The 16,919-nt window shown below is 29.7% G+C and carries 16 protein-coding genes and 1 other annotated feature; of the genes, 6 read left to right on the top strand and 10 right to left on the bottom strand.

Annotated features, from left to right (window positions below; all coding sequences use genetic code 11):
* The first annotated feature begins 71 nt into the window (after positions 1-71).
* Positions 72-941: a ComEC/Rec2 family competence protein gene (locus I4V16_RS12920; protein ID WP_195542485.1), complete on the top strand. Its 870-nt coding sequence runs from the start codon at positions 72-74 to the stop codon at positions 939-941.
* 9 nt (positions 942-950) lie between these two features.
* On the opposite strand, the gene I4V16_RS12915 is transcribed toward I4V16_RS12920, so the two are convergent.
* Positions 951-1,748, bottom strand: coding sequence for a ribonuclease H-like domain-containing protein (locus I4V16_RS12915; protein ID WP_049179378.1), 798 nt, complete (start codon positions 1,746-1,748; stop codon positions 951-953).
* Between the two features lie 14 nt (positions 1,749-1,762).
* The gene (locus tag I4V16_RS12910) at positions 1,763-2,491 is read right to left on the bottom strand and encodes an HAD-IB family hydrolase (protein ID WP_195619474.1); all 729 of its coding nucleotides are present in this window, start codon (positions 2,489-2,491) and stop codon (positions 1,763-1,765) included.
* Positions 2,492-2,664: 173 nt separating this feature from the next.
* Between I4V16_RS12910 and I4V16_RS12905 the strand changes: the two genes are divergently transcribed.
* Genes I4V16_RS12905 through I4V16_RS12895 form a run of 3 tightly spaced genes read left to right on the top strand, consistent with a single transcriptional unit; the run spans position 2,665 to position 4,810 of the window.
* Positions 2,665-2,886, top strand: a complete 222-nt coding sequence (locus I4V16_RS12905; RefSeq protein WP_027098143.1) for a ferrous iron transport protein A — start codon at positions 2,665-2,667, stop codon at positions 2,884-2,886.
* A 12-nt stretch (positions 2,887-2,898) separates the two neighbouring features.
* Positions 2,899-4,662 (top strand): ferrous iron transport protein B, encoded by a 1,764-nt coding sequence (gene feoB, locus I4V16_RS12900; protein ID WP_099329477.1) that lies wholly within the window; start codon positions 2,899-2,901, stop codon positions 4,660-4,662.
* A gap of 16 nt (positions 4,663-4,678) precedes the next feature.
* Positions 4,679-4,810, top strand: a complete 132-nt coding sequence (locus I4V16_RS12895) for a FeoB-associated Cys-rich membrane protein (protein ID WP_080351860.1) — start codon at positions 4,679-4,681, stop codon at positions 4,808-4,810.
* 366 nt (positions 4,811-5,176) lie between these two features.
* Here I4V16_RS12895 and I4V16_RS12890 read toward each other — a convergent pair whose 3' ends face one another.
* The 3 genes from I4V16_RS12890 to argS all read right to left on the bottom strand — a co-directional run bounded on the left by I4V16_RS12890 (position 5,177) and on the right by argS (position 8,343).
* Positions 5,177-6,364 carry an AI-2E family transporter gene (locus I4V16_RS12890; RefSeq protein WP_195619471.1) on the bottom strand — a complete coding sequence of 396 codons (1,188 nt, stop codon included), beginning with the start codon at positions 6,362-6,364 and terminating at the stop codon, positions 5,177-5,179.
* Positions 6,354-6,503 carry a hypothetical protein gene (locus I4V16_RS12885; RefSeq protein WP_153246646.1) on the bottom strand — a complete coding sequence of 50 codons (150 nt, stop codon included), beginning with the start codon at positions 6,501-6,503 and terminating at the stop codon, positions 6,354-6,356. The genes I4V16_RS12890 and I4V16_RS12885 overlap by 11 nt, the downstream gene beginning before the upstream one ends.
* Positions 6,504-6,651: 148 nt before the next feature.
* The gene (argS, locus tag I4V16_RS12880) at positions 6,652-8,343 is read right to left on the bottom strand and encodes an arginine--tRNA ligase (protein ID WP_049179382.1); all 1,692 of its coding nucleotides are present in this window, start codon (positions 8,341-8,343) and stop codon (positions 6,652-6,654) included.
* Positions 8,344-8,381: 38 nt separating this feature from the next.
* Positions 8,382-8,586: a binding site (T-box leader), on the bottom strand.
* A 129-nt stretch (positions 8,587-8,715) separates the two neighbouring features.
* Between argS and I4V16_RS12875 the strand changes: the two genes are divergently transcribed.
* On the top strand, positions 8,716-10,236 hold the full coding sequence (locus tag I4V16_RS12875; protein WP_049179383.1) for a Ppx/GppA phosphatase family protein: 1,521 nt from the start codon (positions 8,716-8,718) through the stop codon (positions 10,234-10,236).
* 44 nt (positions 10,237-10,280) lie between these two features.
* Here I4V16_RS12875 and trmB read toward each other — a convergent pair whose 3' ends face one another.
* The 4 genes from trmB to I4V16_RS12855 form a co-directional block, all read right to left on the bottom strand.
* Positions 10,281-10,922, bottom strand: a complete 642-nt coding sequence (trmB, locus tag I4V16_RS12870; protein WP_049179384.1) for a tRNA (guanosine(46)-N7)-methyltransferase TrmB — start codon at positions 10,920-10,922, stop codon at positions 10,281-10,283.
* Positions 10,923-11,004: 82 nt separating this feature from the next.
* Positions 11,005-12,042, bottom strand: coding sequence for a hypothetical protein (locus tag I4V16_RS12865; protein ID WP_049179385.1), 1,038 nt, complete (start codon positions 12,040-12,042; stop codon positions 11,005-11,007).
* 17 nt (positions 12,043-12,059) lie between these two features.
* The gene (locus tag I4V16_RS12860; RefSeq protein ID WP_195966884.1) at positions 12,060-13,082 is read right to left on the bottom strand and encodes a phosphodiester glycosidase family protein; all 1,023 of its coding nucleotides are present in this window, start codon (positions 13,080-13,082) and stop codon (positions 12,060-12,062) included.
* Between the two features lie 125 nt (positions 13,083-13,207).
* A complete protein-coding gene (locus I4V16_RS12855) occupies positions 13,208-14,671 on the bottom strand; it encodes an LCP family protein (RefSeq protein ID WP_111937428.1) in 1,464 nt (487 codons plus the stop codon).
* 169 nt (positions 14,672-14,840) lie between these two features.
* Between I4V16_RS12855 and I4V16_RS12850 the strand changes: the two genes are divergently transcribed.
* On the top strand, positions 14,841-15,806 hold the full coding sequence (locus I4V16_RS12850) for a biotin--[acetyl-CoA-carboxylase] ligase (protein WP_111937427.1): 966 nt from the start codon (positions 14,841-14,843) through the stop codon (positions 15,804-15,806).
* Between the two features lie 55 nt (positions 15,807-15,861).
* On the opposite strand, the gene asnA is transcribed toward I4V16_RS12850, so the two are convergent.
* Entirely contained in the window at positions 15,862-16,875 is a 1,014-nt protein-coding gene (gene asnA, locus I4V16_RS12845; protein ID WP_049179388.1) for an aspartate--ammonia ligase, read from the bottom strand.
* Positions 16,876-16,919: the final 44 nt, after the last annotated feature.

Genomic DNA, 16,919 nt, shown 5'->3' with positions numbered 1-16,919 from the left:
TCATTTTTCTTTATTATAATAACTTTTGGTGTTACACTAAAATATATTATACAAAGGAGGAGGTTATTTATATGAAGAAAAAACTTTCTATCATAGCTATTATTTTAAGCTTTTTTTCGCTTTTCTTATTAGGCTGTGAAACTCAAAATGAATCTATAGAACAGACTGCAGGAGAAATGACCGTACACTATATAGACGTAGGGCAAGGGGACTCCATTTTAATACAGGTAAATAATAAAAATCTGCTTATAGATGCTGGCCCTGGAAAAAGTAAAGACATGTTACTTAACTACTTAGATTCATTAAACCTAAAAAAAATTGATTATGTAATTGCTACTCACCCTCATGAAGACCATATTGGTAATCTTGATGATGTAATTAACAAATATGAGATTGGTGCATTTTATTCACCTAAAGTTACTCATACAACTAAAGCCTATGAAAATATGATTAAAGCTTTAAAAAAGAAAGACTTAAAGATTAATGTAATAAAAGAAGGAACTAATTCTATTGACTTAGGAGAAGGAACTAAAGTTTCTGTTTTCTCTCCTATTAAAGCTGAATATAAGAAAGGTTCCCAACAAGACTTTAATAACTACTCTCCAGTGATGAAAATTGAGTTTGGAAAAACATCATTCTTATTTACTGGTGATGCTGAGGCAGAAGTAGAAAAAGAAATACTTAAAAAAGGATATGATGTTAGTGCTGATGTATTAAAATTTGGCCATCATGGCTCTTCAACTTCAACATCTGAAGCCTTCCTAAAAGCTGTTAATCCTTCTATAGGAGTTATTCAACTTGCTGAAGATAACACATATGGTCATCCTCATAAAGAAACATTAGACCTTATAAAGAAATACAAACTTAATGTATATAGAAACGATATAGATGGAGATATAGTATTATCCTCAGATGGTACAAATATTATAAAGAAGAAATAAAGGAGATTGCTATTTAGCAATCTCCTCTTTTTCTATAACTATATCCTCAAGTTGCTCTTCATCTTCTTCTGATTCTTTAGCAACCTCATCTAATATTTCTTCATCAATAATTTCAATATCTTCAATTGATTTTATTTGTGAAACTTCATCCTCTTCCTTATCTTCAAATATTATGCTCTTCCAATTTACAAAAATGTGATAAAGATTTACAACATCTTGTTCATTATATAATAATATTTTCTCAATCTTTTCCCTAGGCATCCTCTTAATATAATCTTTGTCCTTCATTACCTTATGAAATGTTTTAGCTAAATTTGAACCACTAATTACTTCGCTTTCTCTTATTATCCCAAATTGCTTTTCAAGGTTTTTTAACCCTATAGAAGTTTTTCTTTCTCTTTCATATTCTTTCTGAATATCAACTGATGCAAATTCTTCATTAAAGTTGTAAATAACTCCATACTTTTGGAATAAATAATTTATTACAGTAAAATCATTATTTCCAGAGAAAGTTACTATAGCTTTTTTACCTTTATTTTTCATAGATATAAAATAGTTTTTAGCTAAATAAAGAATATCAAGTCCTTCATACCTATTTTCTATCATATATTGAGTAACTTCTAGGGATTTTGTTCTACTATTATAAACACAAGCCCCAAACACTCCTATACATTTTGGTTTTTTATACACATAATGTTCCAAATCAAAAAAAATCATATCCTCAGGTAAAAACTCCATACCTTCGTGATTAATCATAAGGTCATTAGACACATCATCAACTCTCAAGATGTTTTCTCTAATTATCACAGTACCACTCTTTTCTACGCAAATTGTAGGTTATTAACATCTAAATTATAAGTTACATCCTTTCTTTCTACTATGACATTAACTTTTTTCTTTAGACTTTCATCATTAATAACCTTTCCTAATAACTCTTTTGTCGGGTTCATACAATATGGATTTCCAACCATATTTAACATAGTATAATCTCCAGCTGTATCCCCATAAGCATAACTCTTATCTAACTCTATATCATATAGCTTTACTAATTCATTAATTGCTTTTTGTTTGCTCTCACTATCCCACATAGGAATTACATCCCCTGTATACATATTATGTTCATCTTGAACATAAATTGACCCTCTAAAATCATCAAATTCATATTTTTTAGCCATCTCTCTTACAAGTTCATATGGAGAACCTGATACTGTTATTATAATATGCCCTTGTTCTTTATGCCACTTAATTCTATCTCTAGTAAAAGTGTACACTCTATCACCCTTTTGTTCAACTACCCTCTTTGCTATAAAATCTATTTGATCTTTTTTAAGCCCTTTTATAGCATCCATATATATATCTACCATTTTTAATAGATAATTATCATAATCACCTTGACGTTTATCCCACCTAACAAACTCAGGTCTTACTTCATTATACCACTTTTCACCTTGTATTATCTCATATTTAACTAACTTCTTAAAAACTTCAGTTATTAAACCTTCCCTATATACAGTTCCATCAATATCAAAAAATGCTGCGATTTTTTTCACAATCTATACCTCCTTTAATAATATATATTGTTTCTATTATACTTAGATTTTATTTTTTCGCAAATTTAATTAATTATTAATGAAATTGAGATTTACTTTCATTGACATTTTTATCTTTAAATGATAGTATAATATTGATAATGATTTTCATTCAATTTTTAGAGGTGATTAGAATGTGTTTATGCGAATTAGAATTAGGGGAAATCGGAACAATTAATGAAATAAAGGGAGATTCAAAGTTAACAAAAAGACTTTGGGCTCTTGGTTGTATCGAAGGAACAAAAATACAGCTAAAAAGAGTTGCACCATTAGGTGATCCAATAATAGTAAACTTAAGAGGATTTGATTTAGCTATAAGAAAAAAGGATGCTAAAAATATTTTTATCCAAAAGTAAGGGGGGATTTATATGACAACAATTGCTCTTCTTGGTAATCCCAATGTAGGTAAAACAACATTATTTAACGCTTTGACTGGTTCAAAACAATATGTTGGAAATTGGCCAGGAGTAACTGTAGATAAAAAAGAAGGTTTTTTTAATGATATTAAAATCGTAGACCTTCCTGGAATATATGCAATGGATACTTTTTCAAATGAAGAAAAGGTAGCTAAAAACTTTTTAGAACAAGACGATGTTGATTTAATATTAAACATTGTTGATGCATCAAACTTAGATAGAAATTTATATCTAACTACTCAATTAAAACAATTTAATAAACCAATTATTTTAGCTATAAATATGGTAGATATAGCAGAAAACAAAGGAATTATTATAAATTATAAAAAATTAGAATCTTTATTAAATATAAAAGTTATGCCTATATCAGCTGCTAAAGGAACAGGAATAGATAAACTTAAAGAAGTTATTTCAACAACTACTCTTAGCAAACCTAATGATATGGACAAGTTTAACTTTAAAGACGAAAAAGCTGCTTATAAATACATAGAAAGTGTTTTAACAGAATGTAGTAAAGTACCAGATAATAAAAAGGTTTCTTTTACAGATAAATTAGATAAAATATTACTTAATCCATTTTTAGCTTATCCAATTTTTATTCTAATGATGGTATTAATGTTTCAAATTACATTTTCATGGGTTGGACAACCTCTATCAGATATGCTAGATGGATTACTAAACGATTCCTTTATGCCATGGTTAAGTGAATTATTGTCAAATTCGTCACCTTGGTTCCAATCACTTATTGTAGATGGAATAGTTGGAGGAGTTGGAGGAATACTTGTTTTACTTCCTGTAATACTTTCACTTTTCGTTTGTATTACAATATTAGAAGATAGCGGGTATATGGCAAGAGTTGCTTTCATAATGGACAAACTTATGAGAAAAATGGGTCTATCAGGAAAAGCATTTATTCCTATGATTGTTGGATTTGGATGTTCAGTTCCTGCTATTATGAGTGCTAGAACACTTGAAAGCGAAAAGGATAGAAAACTTACTGCTTTACTTGTTCCTTTAATGTCATGTAATGCAAGATTACCTGTTTATACAGTTTTTGCAGCAGTATTCTTTGCTGATCACCAAGGACTAGTAGTTGGTTCGCTTTACTTCTTAGGAATATTACTTGCATTCTTAATAGGTATATTATTTAAGAATACAATTTTCAAGAAGGACGAAGAACCTTTTATAATAGAATTACCTGAATATAAAAAGCCTGAATTCAAATCAGTTTTAACTCAAACTTTAGATAAAGGTAAAAGTTTCTTAAAGAAAGCTGGTACAATAATATTTGCTATGAGCGTAGTTATTTGGTTATTATCTAACTTTAGCATTAGCGGAATGGTTGATAACGTAAATGATAGTATCTTAGCTAACATTGGTTCATTTATAGCACCAATATTCTCTCCATTAGGATTTGGTAATTGGCAATCATCAGTTTCTTTATTATCTGGATTACTAGCTAAAGAAACAGTAGTTGCTTCTATGGGAGTTATATTTGGTGGAGATTTATCAGTGACATTAGCTTCACATTTCACTGCATTATCAGCTTACTCTTTCTTAGTATTTGTATTACTATACACTCCATGTGTATCTGTAATTGGTGCAATGAAAAAAGAATACGGAACTAAACTTACACTATTCTCAGTAACTTATCAATTAGTATTAGCATGGGTTGTTTCATTCTTAGTATTTAATATAGGCAAGTTCTTAATTTAGAAAGGTTGGTGATATTATGGAAATCTTAATTACTGCAGGAATAGTAGCTTTAGCAATTTTCATAATTTATAAAAACATAAAAACATCTTCTAAAGGAAAATGTAATTGCGGCACTTGCTCTAAAAACTGCCCAGCTAGAAAAAATTAATAAATAAGATTTTTAAAGACTGCATCTTAATTGCAGTCTTTTTTATTCTTTAGAAAATTATATGCCCCTGGTCTTTTGCTCACATGGGTTTCCAAAATCCACGGCTCAGCAAGCTCTTCTTTATTTTTTTATAAATAACTTATTGAAAAATCCCATCTCCAATAAACAAATAAATATATAAACAAATAAATATATAAACAAATAAACATATAAATATGTATTTATATAAATATACAAAGAAATAAATATATATTTATACCCTTTCTTCATCCTCCTAAAACAAAATATAATTCCATTTCTTCACCTTTAATTTATCTCAAAAATTTTTATACTTTCCTAGACGTTAAAAACTCAGTAGTATTTAACCTACTGAGTTTTTTCTTTATCTATATTATCCTTATTATCTATCTTATCATCATTATAAAAATCTTCTTCTCTTGCATCAATTCTTCTCATAAGATTTTTATTCTTTGCCTTAAATAAATTTACCTTTCTCTCATAATATATATTTATAGTTGCCATAGTAGGTGATGCAAGTAACATTCCTATAGGCCCAAAGAATCCTCCACCTATTGTAACTGCTAATATGATATAAAATGGTTTTACTCCTACTTTATCACCTATAAGCTTAGGATCTAAGTACCATGCATCAAATTGTTGAAGTGCTAATAAAAATATAAATATTGTTATAGCCATAGCTGGTGATACAAATAAACCTACAGCTGCTCCAACCACTTCTCCAACAAATGGTCCAAAGTACGGAATCATATTAGTAACTCCAACTACAATTGCTAATAACGGGGTATATGGTGCACCAATTACCATAAGTCCAAAAAAAGCTAATACTCCTATTATAGCTGAGTCTATAGCTTTAGTTCCTATATATTTACCTATCATTTCATGATAAGTTCTAACTAAGCCTATTATTTTTGTTCCTCTTTCTTCCTTAAATATCATATATGTTATAGTTTTAACTTCAGTAATAAATCTTTCTTTATCTAACAATATATAAATTGAAATTAAGAATCCAAATCCTATTTTTACTACGTTTGTAGTAATTGATACTATTGAAGATACAGAACCATTTAATATTCCAATTATAATACTACTCATATTTCCAGATATAACGCTTATATTATCTAAAAGACCAGTACTATTTATTAGTTCATAAAAATTTTGATTTTTTAACGCTTCATTAATCCAACCTTGTACTGTTTCCATATATCCAGGTATTTCAGATGTAATTGATATTATACTATCAACAATACTAGGGACAATATATAATGAACCTATTACTATAGCTCCTCCTATTAATAGATATGTACTAAAAATGGATAATCCTCTTCTCATCTTTAGCCTTCGTTCAAATAAATTCATTATTGGATTAATACAATAAGCAAATACCATTGCGTATATGAACGGAGATATTACCGATATTGTTGTGCTTATAAGATTTAAAAACATTTGATAATTGTCAATTAACTTATATCCCACAAGAGCTATTAAAACTATTACTAGAATATCTCTATACTTTATATACTTATTAAAAAACAAACTTTCCCCACCTCTCTATAAAAAAGTGGCTTCGCCACGCTTTAGCGAAGAAGTCACTTTTTTCAGCCATACCACAGGTTCCAAAACTTGCTTTTGCAACCTGTGGTGGCACTATAATTTTTATTTTTAACGTCTTCACATATTTTCACCACTTAATCTCGGCATCCGTAAGGTTTGCTACTCAAAAATTTTATACTTTTCTAGACGTTTAAAATTATTATAATTATAGCATATTTTTATCAATAATAAAGAGTATGTATTATACAAATACATACTCTCTATCATAATTACATTTTTTCTACTACATCTATACCTAAAAGGTCTAATCCATTCTTTATAACTTGAGCAGAAGCTTCAACAAGCTTTAGTCTTGTTGCCTTTAAAACTTCATCTTCTAAGTTTAATATTGAATGAGCATTATAGAACTTATTAAATGCCTTAGCAACTTCTATAGTATATCTTGTAACTATTGATGGCTCTAATTTATCTAATGCTAATAAGATTTGATTTTTAAAGTTATCTAAAGTCTTAACTAATTCAAATTCTTCCTTAGATGCTAATTTACTATAATCTACTTCCTTGCTAATTCCTTCAGCTCTTCTTAAGATACTCTTTGCTCTAGCATATGCGTATTGAACATATGGACCAGTTTCTCCATCAAATGAAAGGATTTCTTTCCAATCAAATACTATATCCTTTTCTCTAGAGTTCTTTAAGTAAGTGAATATTACAGCACCTACCCCTATCTTCTTAGCTACTTCTTCCTTATTTTCTAATTCTGGATTCTTTTCATTAATAACTTCTAAAGTTTTTTCTACTGATTCTCTAATTAAATCATCAAGTAAAACAACTTCTCCCTTTCTTGTAGAAAGCTTTCTATCAGCAAACTTTACTAATCCAAAGCCTACATGCACACAATCATTTGCCCACTCATGTCCAGCCAATTCTAGCACTTTAAATACTTGTTTAAAATGTAGGGCTTGAGGTGTTCCTACAACATATATACTCTTATAGAAGTCATATGTCTTCTTTCTATACATAGCTGCTGCTAAATCTCTTGTTGCATATATTGACGCTCCATCAGCCTTTAAAACTATGCATGGTGGCATATTGTAGTCTTCTAGCATAACTACTTGTGCGCCATTACTTTCAACTAAAAGCTTCTTTTCTTTTAATTCATTTACTACAACATCCATCTTATCATTGTAGAAAGCTTCTCCGTTGTAAGAATCAAAATTTACTCCAAGTATATCGTATACTCTTTCAAATTCCTTTAAGCTTAAATCTCTAAATCTCTTCCATAAAGCTTCTGCTTCTGGGTCACCATTTTCTAAAGCTTTAAAGTATGCTCTTCCTTCATCTTCTAGTGATGGATCCTTTTCTGCTTCATCATGGAACTTAACATATATTCTTAATAATTCTTTTATTGGGTCAGCTTCTAAGGCTTCTTCATCTACCCATCTATGATAAGCTGAAATAAGCTTACCAAATTGAGTTCCCCAGTCTCCTAAATGATTTATACCTATTGCATTATATCCTTCTTTCTTATACATCTTGTATAATGCATTACCAATAGCTGTTGTGAAAAGATGTCCTACATGGAAAGGCTTAGCTATATTAGGTGAAGAATATTCAACACATACATTTTTTCCTTCTCCAATATTAGAAGCTCCATAGTTATCCCCTTCTTCTAATACCTTTTCTATTGTATTTTTACTGAATACACCTTTATCAACAAAGAAATTTACATATGGTCCTAGTTGTTCAACCTTTTCAAATCCATCTTTATTGATATTTTCTGCTAATTCACCAGAAATCATATTAGGTGCTTTTCTCATAACCTTAGCTAATTGAAAACATGGGAATGCATAATCACCCATTTCTGGTCTTGGTGGAATTTCTATTAATCCTTCTATCTTGTCTAAATCTAAATCAACATGTTCTTTTATTAACTCTGCAATTTTCTTTTTATAATCCATATTTATCCTCCTAAAATAAAAAAATCGCCTCTTGAATAACAAGAGACGGAAATATCCGCGGTACCACTCTAGTTGCAATAAAATTGCCACTCAACTTTTTAACGCAGTATTCTGCGGCCAATCTTACTCAATTCAGATGGCATCTCAGAGGCTCTCTTCCAAACTAACCTATTCACAGGGCTTACACCCTCCCCTGCTCGCTTCAGAAATCAGTTAGAGTACTCTTCTCTTCATTGATTTTCTATTATCTTTTATACATTATACCTATAAATAACTTTTAATGTCAATATTCATTTTTACATAACATTTTTCTATACACTATAGTATAATAATATTATTATTAATCTGATTATATATCTTAAGGAGTTATTTATGAATAGGGTTGGTGTTATAGACATAGGTTCTAATGCTATTAGATTTATGTTGACAGAAGTTGAAGAAGGTGGGTACTTTCGTATTATAGATGAATTAAGTACCACAGTTAGATTAGGATACGATTTAATTGATAATGATTTTATTTCTGATGAAAAGATACAAAAAACAATTAGCACGCTAACTACATTTAAGTCTCTTGCCTCTGTTTCTAATGTGTGCGATATGGTAACTGTTGCTACTGAGGCATTAAGTGCTGCTACAAATAAGGATAGGTTTGTTCATACTATAAAAGAAGAACTAGATATGGATGTTATTGTACTTTCTAGTGAAGAAGAACTTTATTTTAGCTACCTTGGTGTTACAAAAAGTATTTACTTTGATAATTCTCTTTTAGTTGATGTAGCTGGTACTTCTACTTATATAGCTTGGATATTAAATGGTGAAATAAAAGAAAGTGTAACCCTACCTATAGGTAGCGTAAACTTAACATACAAGTATAATCTTCAAGATAGAATACTTAGGGATGATTTAGAGGCTGCTATTAGCAAAATTTATAGTGAACTATTAGAAATAGAATGGTTAGGAAACAATACTTTTGATTCTATAATTGGTGTAGGTGGCACAGTCCGCGCTATTGCAAAAATGAACAGAATAAAAAATAGATATCCTTTTGATATCACACATAACTACATAATGACTGATTATGATGTTCACGATATTTATAATCTTTTAAAAAGTAAGGATTATAAACTTAGAAATAAATTTGATGGTTTATCAAAAGAAAGAGCTGATATTATAGTTGGTGGAGTTTCAATATTCCATGAAATAATTAAGTATGTTAATGCGCAAAAAATAATTGTGTCTGGTAGAGGCCTTAGGGAAGGTATAATGTATGAGTACATAAATACTCATTTTAAACCTATAGAAGACATTCTAGATTATAGTATAAATGGTATATTAGAAGATCTTCACATTAACAAAGAACATGCTAAAAATGTGTATAATCTTAGCCAAAAACTATTTGAAGCTTTCAAACCATTACATCGTTTAGGCAATGAATATGACCACATAATAAAAACAGCTGCTATGTTACATGATTGTGGTACCTCAATAGATTACTATAATCACCATAAACATACTTTTTATATTATTTTAAACTCATATATTAATGGCTTAACACACAAAGAACTTTTAATGAGTGCATCAATTGCAGCATCTCATAGAAATAATAGCTATCATGTTGCTTTACCTCAGTTCTGTTCAATAATAAATAGGCTCGATTTTAAAGTTATTGAAGAATTGGGGATTATTTTAAAAATTGCTGAAGGTCTTGATAGAAGTCTTTCTGGCGCAGTAAAAGATTTAAGTGTATCTATAAATGAAGATACTGTTGAAATTCAACTATATTCTTGTTTAAATCTTGATTTAGAAATTTCTCAAGCACTAAGATGTTCAGATAAGTTTAAAGAAGTATACGGTAAAACCTTAACTATAAAAAAGGTTTGCTCTAATAAATAAATAGAAAGGAGATATCAAAATTACCTTTTGATATCTCCTTTTTTCTACTTTAATGTTGCAGTTAAACACATAGTCTTCATACCTAATGAAGTAAACTTTGTTTCATACTCTGTCATTATATTATCCTTAAAATCTGAGTTATGTAAATCATAAGTTAAGAAGTCTATATTAAATCCACATTCCTTAAAATACTCTTGTGAATCATTAAATAAGTCTGTATCATCAGTTTTAAACCATATTTGTGCTCCTGGCTTTAAAAACTTCTTATACTCATTCAAAAACCTTATATGAGTTAATCTTCTCTTATTATGTCTATCCTTTGGCCATGGATTACAGAAATTTATATATATTTTATCTATTTCATCTTTATCAAATAAATCTGCTATAAAGCTTATATTTAAAGCTATTATTCTAGCATTAGTTAATTCAGGTTCAACTTCCTTAACCTTTCTTAATGCATATACTAATACTTCATCTTTTAAATCTACAGCTATATGATTAATGTTAGGATATCTTTTGCAGTTTTCTGTTAAGAATCCTCCTCTACCACATCCAAGCTCTAAATGAATAGGATTGTTATTTCCAAACTCTTCTCTCCATTTTCCTTTTAAATCAGCTGGTTTGCTTATGAATATATTGCTCTCTTCTAATTCAGGTCTAGCCCACCACTTTTTTCTTAGCCTCATATGTAAAAATCCTCCTAGGAACGTTTTTCGTTAGCGAGTTGTATTATACCATATATATTAACGAATATACAATTATACTTCTTTAAACCTCTGTTGCATTATCCACATCTTTTATATTTTTAATATAAATATAACCTTCTTTATTACTATATATAATCTTATCGTTCATACTAACAAACTTTCCTTTATATGAAATAGTTTCTCCAGTAGTTTTATTTAGAACCATCCCTTTTAGATTATCATTAATAAGGATTTCTCCATTTCCAGTTACATGAATATCTTCTTTGTTTTTGCTTTCATCAAGGGCTAATGATTGCCATTCACCTTCCTTAGTGTCTAAAGAACCGTACACTATCCTGTAGATTTTATCTCCTTCATATTCACCGAAATAAATATTATCATTACTATCTGTTCCTAACACATCTATTTTCCCGGAAATATTTAGACTTAACTTTTTACTTTTTCCATTTGTATAACTATAAAAGCTATTTCTTGACTCATCTTCACAGATTAGTATATCTTTATTTTGAAAAGCAGCAATCTCACCTAATTTTTTTATGTTATGAGATACCTTAGTAAGTGTTTCATTAATATCAATTCTATAAATTGTTGGTCTACTACTTCCCATTGTTATTGCAATATATTTAACACCGGTTTTACTTGATACTTCTAATCCATTAATCTTCATGCTATTATAATAATTGCCTAATTCTTTTATTTTATGTTCAGTTCTTGAACTTATATCATATGTATACAGTTGTACTCTATCGTTTATATCTCTTATAACTAATATAATTCTATTTACATTCTCTATCCAATCCGCATATAGTATTTCATTAGAATCTTCTATTGTTATTTCATTCTCTTCACCATTTTTAGTGTTTATAGCATATAATTTATCATTATTAAAATAGGAAATATATCTTCCTGAGTATGAAACTTTTACATCTTCTATATTGTTAGGAATGGTAACATTAGCTTCTACTGGCTTAGCTTCTACTTTCTCAACTTTAAAATCTGAAGAATGCTTAAAATACATCCTCTCTAAAAAATATAACCCTCCAGCTTGTAAAGATAATGATAATAAAGCCCATATTATAACACGTTTAAAGTTTTTCATATCTATTACCTCACCACTTATTTAACTATAAATGCAGATGCTATTGGTCTTTCGCCTAAACTATTAGAAGGATTATTAATTACCTCACCATCATAATACATAGTTGCAGATTTCCCACCATCAAGCATTGTTGCTGTAACACAGTCTAACTTGTACATAATTTCTTGACTCTCTTTTAATGTTGCTGCTACTCTTCCTCCAGGAACCTTTGAATCTAAAACTACTAGTACTATAGCACCATCTCTTCTTTGTCCAATTAATGTTCTTGGAGCAGTTCCTAATCCACCATCTCCTGATATTTTAGTCATTTTACCATTTATAACTAATACTGGACTTGCTCCCTCTGGTGTAAATGTAAGGGCATCCACTACATTCTGTTCTTCTAATTGCTTTAATGTATATCCTCCTACTAAAAGCCTTCCATCTTTTGTCATAGCTGCTACATCATAACGCCCACCTGGGGAATCATCATTTAATATCTTTCCATCAGAAATTAATACCCCAACAGGTATACCTCCATTGGATGTCCACAATTGGCTTCCTTCTTCATCTGTAAAAGCTCCTCCATTAATAGCTGCTACAGCATCATAATTTTGAGCTATTTGTGATGTAGTTTCACCTTCTTTAAACAATTTTGATGTAACTCCAACCTTAACTCTAGTAGGATCTTTTACTATTAATACATGACCTGTAAATTTACTGTTGTCAGTTAGAGTAGCTACCTCTATACTGTCATCCTTTACCTTTGAAATTTCTATAAGACTAAAATCTTGATTTTCATTTGACACAACTTCCTGACTTTTACCTAAAATCTCATCAATTTGATCTTGAGATAAAAATGTTGTTGCTAACCACTGATAATGCATTGAAGACATTGCCGTTCCAACAAATGTTCTTTTGGCATCTTCAAATGGTCCATATAAAATCATAAAAGGAGCTGTTATTCCTGTAAATATAATCATAAAAACAAAAAAGGCTAATATTACTTTCCAACTCGTTTTCTTATTCTTTTCTGATCTCTTTATCTTTTTTCTCCCCATGTTACCACCTATACTATATCTATTTTTACTTATAAAATTATATCTTTTTTTACACAATACTTCAATACACGTAATAATTTTGTAATAATATACAAAAAAATAAGGTAGATAAACTACCTTACTTTTTAATCGACCGGTTCTTTAGGAGGTTTTGGCGTTTCATCTACATTACTATCTTGGTTACCTCCATCAGTACCTCCTTGACTTTCTCCATCGGTACCTCCTGAATTTCCTCCTTGGCTTCCTCCATCGGTACCTCCTGAATTTCCTCCTTGGCTTCCTCCATCAGTTCCTCCTGAGTTGCCTCCTTGGCTTCCTCCATCAGTTCCTCCTGAGTTGCCTCCTTGGCTTCCTCCATTAGCACCTCCTGAGTTGCCTCCTTGGCTTCCTCCATTTGTACCCCCTGAGTTGCCTCCTTGGCTTCCTCCATTTGTACTTCCCGAGTTACTTCCTTGATTCCCTCCATTTGTACTTCCCGAACCACTTTCATTTTTAATTTTATCTAACTCATCATCATTTTCTTCAATATGAGCAGGCTCTCCATGTTGTTGCTTATACTCATTATTTAAAGCATTGTAATCCGCCATTACACTTTTAAAGTGAGCCTTATCTACGTCTTCACTAGAATATGGTTTATCATTATAGATAAAATCATTTAATATTTTTCCATTCTGTTCTTTATCTATTAATAAAACCCATCCTTTATTTCTATATAAACCACCTTGAGATAGTTCAGTCGCTGGAATTTGCAACTGCTCAAATTTAAGTTCTCCAAACTTAGACACCGTATATGCATAATTTAATAAGGTTAATGGTTCTATATTAGTCTTAACTGATGGTAACAAATCGTATAAAAGTCCTGGATATTTAACTACGCTTACATCCATCATTTTTTCAGCTACAATGTCAAGAACTCTTCTTTGACGTTCTGTTCTTTCATAACTTCCATTACCAACTTTTCTTATTCTTGCATATGCTAAAGCCTGTTGTCCATCTAAATGTTGCAATCCTGGTGTAGTTAAAGGTGGTGATTTTACATCTCTAACTTCTCCAATAAACTTATTAATTTCTGGTATTTCATAGTCTTTTACATCAACTTCTATTCCACCAATACCATCTATTATATCTTCAAATCCCCAGAAGTTAACCATTACATATTTATCTAATGTAAAGTTAAAATTCTCTTTTATGGTCTTCATTAATAATTCTGGTCCACCTAATGCTAAAGCAGCATTAATTTTTTGTTCTCCATATCCTGGTATATCTACAAAAGTATCTCTCATTATTGAAGATAACTTTAACTTCTTAGTATTATTGTCTATTGTTGCAATTATAATAGAATCTGATCTTGCCCTCTCGTTAAGGTCTCTAGCATCTGTACCTATTAATAGGATATTAGTTATTCCTGGTACCTCTTCAAATGAATCTTCTGTTGTTATATCTGATATATCTGAATTACTGTATATCTTGCTTCTAACATAAAAATATCCAAATACAACGGATCCAACTAATAAAGCTAGAATAATGGATATTGTTATTATAATTTTAGTCTTCTTTGACATTTGCTTTTTATGTTTCTCTGGCTTCACCTTACTCACTCCTTTTCCCACTTCTCTTCATAATAATATTATTACAAACAAAATTCAATAAATAATTACGAAATAGTTAAGATTTTGTAGACTACCTAATCTTTTTTATTATTTTCTATGTTATAATATGCAATATGTTAAGTTTATAATCTATGGTAGGAGATTTTTTATGAAAGAAGAAATAATAAAACTTCTAAAAGAAAGTGATACTTATGTATCAGGGGAAGAAATCAGTAAAGTTTTAGGAATAACTAGAGCCTCTGTTTGGAAACATATAAAAGTTCTAAAAGAGGATGGATACGAAATTGTAGGCGTATCTAATAAAGGATATAAATTAGTTAATTCTCCTGACTTAATATTAAAAAGTGATATAAATAAATATTTAACTACTAGATATATTGGACAAAATATAGAATACTTTAAATCACTCTCATCAACTAATGATAAAGCAAAATTACTTGGAAATAACATTGATATAAAAGATGGAACAACAATAATTGCTGAAGAACAAAGTGGGGGAAAAGGTAGATTAGGACGACACTGGTCATCACCTAAAGGTGGGTTATGGACGTCAATTATATTAAGACCTAATATTGAACCTACAAATGCTCACAAAATTACTCAAATAGCTTCAGCAGCTTTAATTAAAACATTAAACAGCTATGGAATAGATGCAAAAATAAAATGGCCTAATGATATATATTTAAACAATAAAAAGATCTGTGGAATATTAACAGAAATGAAATGTGATATGGATAGAATAAACTATATCATAGTTGGAGTTGGAATTAATGTTAATATAAATTCAAATGATATTCCAGAAGAACTAAAGGATACTGCAACATCTTTAAAGATAGAGACCACTATTAGTTATGATAGAAATAAACTTCTTGCTTTATTTTTAAATAATTTCGAATATTTATATATTGATTTTATAGAAAAAAATATATATTCAGAGGTTGCTGAAATTAGTAAAACTCATTCTCTTATAATAAATAAACAAGCTTTTCTTGTTACTTCAAGAGGGAAAGAGAAAATTAACTGCATTGGATTAGATGATAATGGTGAACTAATTGTTTTAGATGAAAATGGAAATAAAAAAAATATTTTAAGTGGAGAAATTACTTTTAAATAATAAATAACTTACACTAAAAAACAAGAGAAATTACAATGCAATTTCTCTTGTTTTTCTATAATAGTCTTATTCCGTTTTCTTCACATATCCTATGGTTTTTTTCATCCCAAACAGAAGCTTGTACTTCTCCAATATGAGCTTTTCTAAGGAAGTACATACAAATTCTTGATTGTCCTATTCCTCCCCCTACAGTATAAGGAAGTTTTCCTTCTAATAACAATCTATGAAACTCTAATGACTTTCTTTCTTCACAGCCTGTCTTTTTTAATTGGTACTCTAAAGCTTCCTTATCTACTCTTATTCCCATAGAGGATAGCTCTACAGCTCTATCTAAAATTGGATACCAGAAAAGAATATCTCCATTTAATTTCCAATCATCATAATCTGGAGCTCTTCCATCATGTTTTTCTCCAGATGCTAAAACATCTCCTATCTTCATTATGAACACAGCTCCATGTTCTTTACATATTGCATTTTCTCTATCTTTAGGAGATAAATTTGGATATTTATCCTCTAACTCCTGAGATGTTATAATGAATATTTCATCAGGTAATTCCTTTTCTATGCACTTTAGCTCATTAGCTACAAAGTTCTCTGTTTCTTTAAATACACTATATATGCTTCTAACTATCTCTTTTAACTTCTCTTCAGTTCTTTCTTCTTTTAAGATAATCTTTTCCCAATCCCATTGATCGACATAAATTGAATGAATGTTATCTAAGTCTTCATCTCTTCTTATGGCATTCATATCAGTATATAATCCATGTCCAGGCTCAAAACCATATCTATATAAGCTTAATCTCTTCCATTTAGCTAAAGAATGAACAATCTCTACCTCTTCTCCTGTTGCTTTTAAGTCAAAATTAACAGGTCTTTCAATTCCATTTAAATTATCATTTAATCCAGTGGATGCTCCTACAAATAACGGTGCTGACACTCTAATTAAGTCTAATTTTTCTGATAAAGTTCTTTCGAAGAAATCCTTAATTTTTTTTATATGAATTTCTGTTTCTATTAGTGTTTCTTTTACTTCATAATCTTTTGGAATTATTATTCCATCTACATCCATCGTTGCGCCCCCTTAAAGTTTATAAAATAGATTATACCAAATTA

The sequence above is a fragment of the Clostridium sp. 1001283B150210_160208_E6 genome (genome assembly GCF_015669365.1).
Taxonomy (GTDB): domain Bacteria; phylum Bacillota; class Clostridia; order Clostridiales; family Clostridiaceae; genus Clostridium; species Clostridium paraputrificum.
The sequence above is the reverse complement of the archived record's forward strand: the minus strand, read 5'-3'. Positions and strand labels throughout refer to the sequence as shown.

Excerpts from the sequence above, each read along its gene's own strand:
- I4V16_RS12920 (WP_195542485.1), top strand. The coding sequence starts at position 72 with ATGAAGAAAAAACTTTCTATCATAGCTATTATTTTAAGCTTTTTTTCG.
- I4V16_RS12905 (WP_027098143.1), top strand. The coding sequence starts at position 2,665 with ATGTGTTTATGCGAATTAGAATTAGGGGAAATCGGAACAATTAATGAA.
- feoB (WP_099329477.1), top strand. The coding sequence starts at position 2,899 with ATGACAACAATTGCTCTTCTTGGTAATCCCAATGTAGGTAAAACAACA.
- I4V16_RS12895 (WP_080351860.1), top strand. The coding sequence starts at position 4,679 with ATGGAAATCTTAATTACTGCAGGAATAGTAGCTTTAGCAATTTTCATA.
- argS (WP_049179382.1), bottom strand. The coding sequence starts at position 8,343 with ATGGATTATAAAAAGAAAATTGCAGAGTTAATAAAAGAACATGTTGAT.
- I4V16_RS12875 (WP_049179383.1), top strand. The coding sequence starts at position 8,716 with ATGAATAGGGTTGGTGTTATAGACATAGGTTCTAATGCTATTAGATTT.
- trmB (WP_049179384.1), bottom strand. The coding sequence starts at position 10,922 with ATGAGGCTAAGAAAAAAGTGGTGGGCTAGACCTGAATTAGAAGAGAGC.
- I4V16_RS12865 (WP_049179385.1), bottom strand. The coding sequence starts at position 12,042 with ATGAAAAACTTTAAACGTGTTATAATATGGGCTTTATTATCATTATCT.
- I4V16_RS12860 (WP_195966884.1), bottom strand. The coding sequence starts at position 13,082 with ATGGGGAGAAAAAAGATAAAGAGATCAGAAAAGAATAAGAAAACGAGT.
- I4V16_RS12850 (WP_111937427.1), top strand. The coding sequence starts at position 14,841 with ATGAAAGAAGAAATAATAAAACTTCTAAAAGAAAGTGATACTTATGTA.
- asnA (WP_049179388.1), bottom strand. The coding sequence starts at position 16,875 with ATGGATGTAGATGGAATAATAATTCCAAAAGATTATGAAGTAAAAGAA.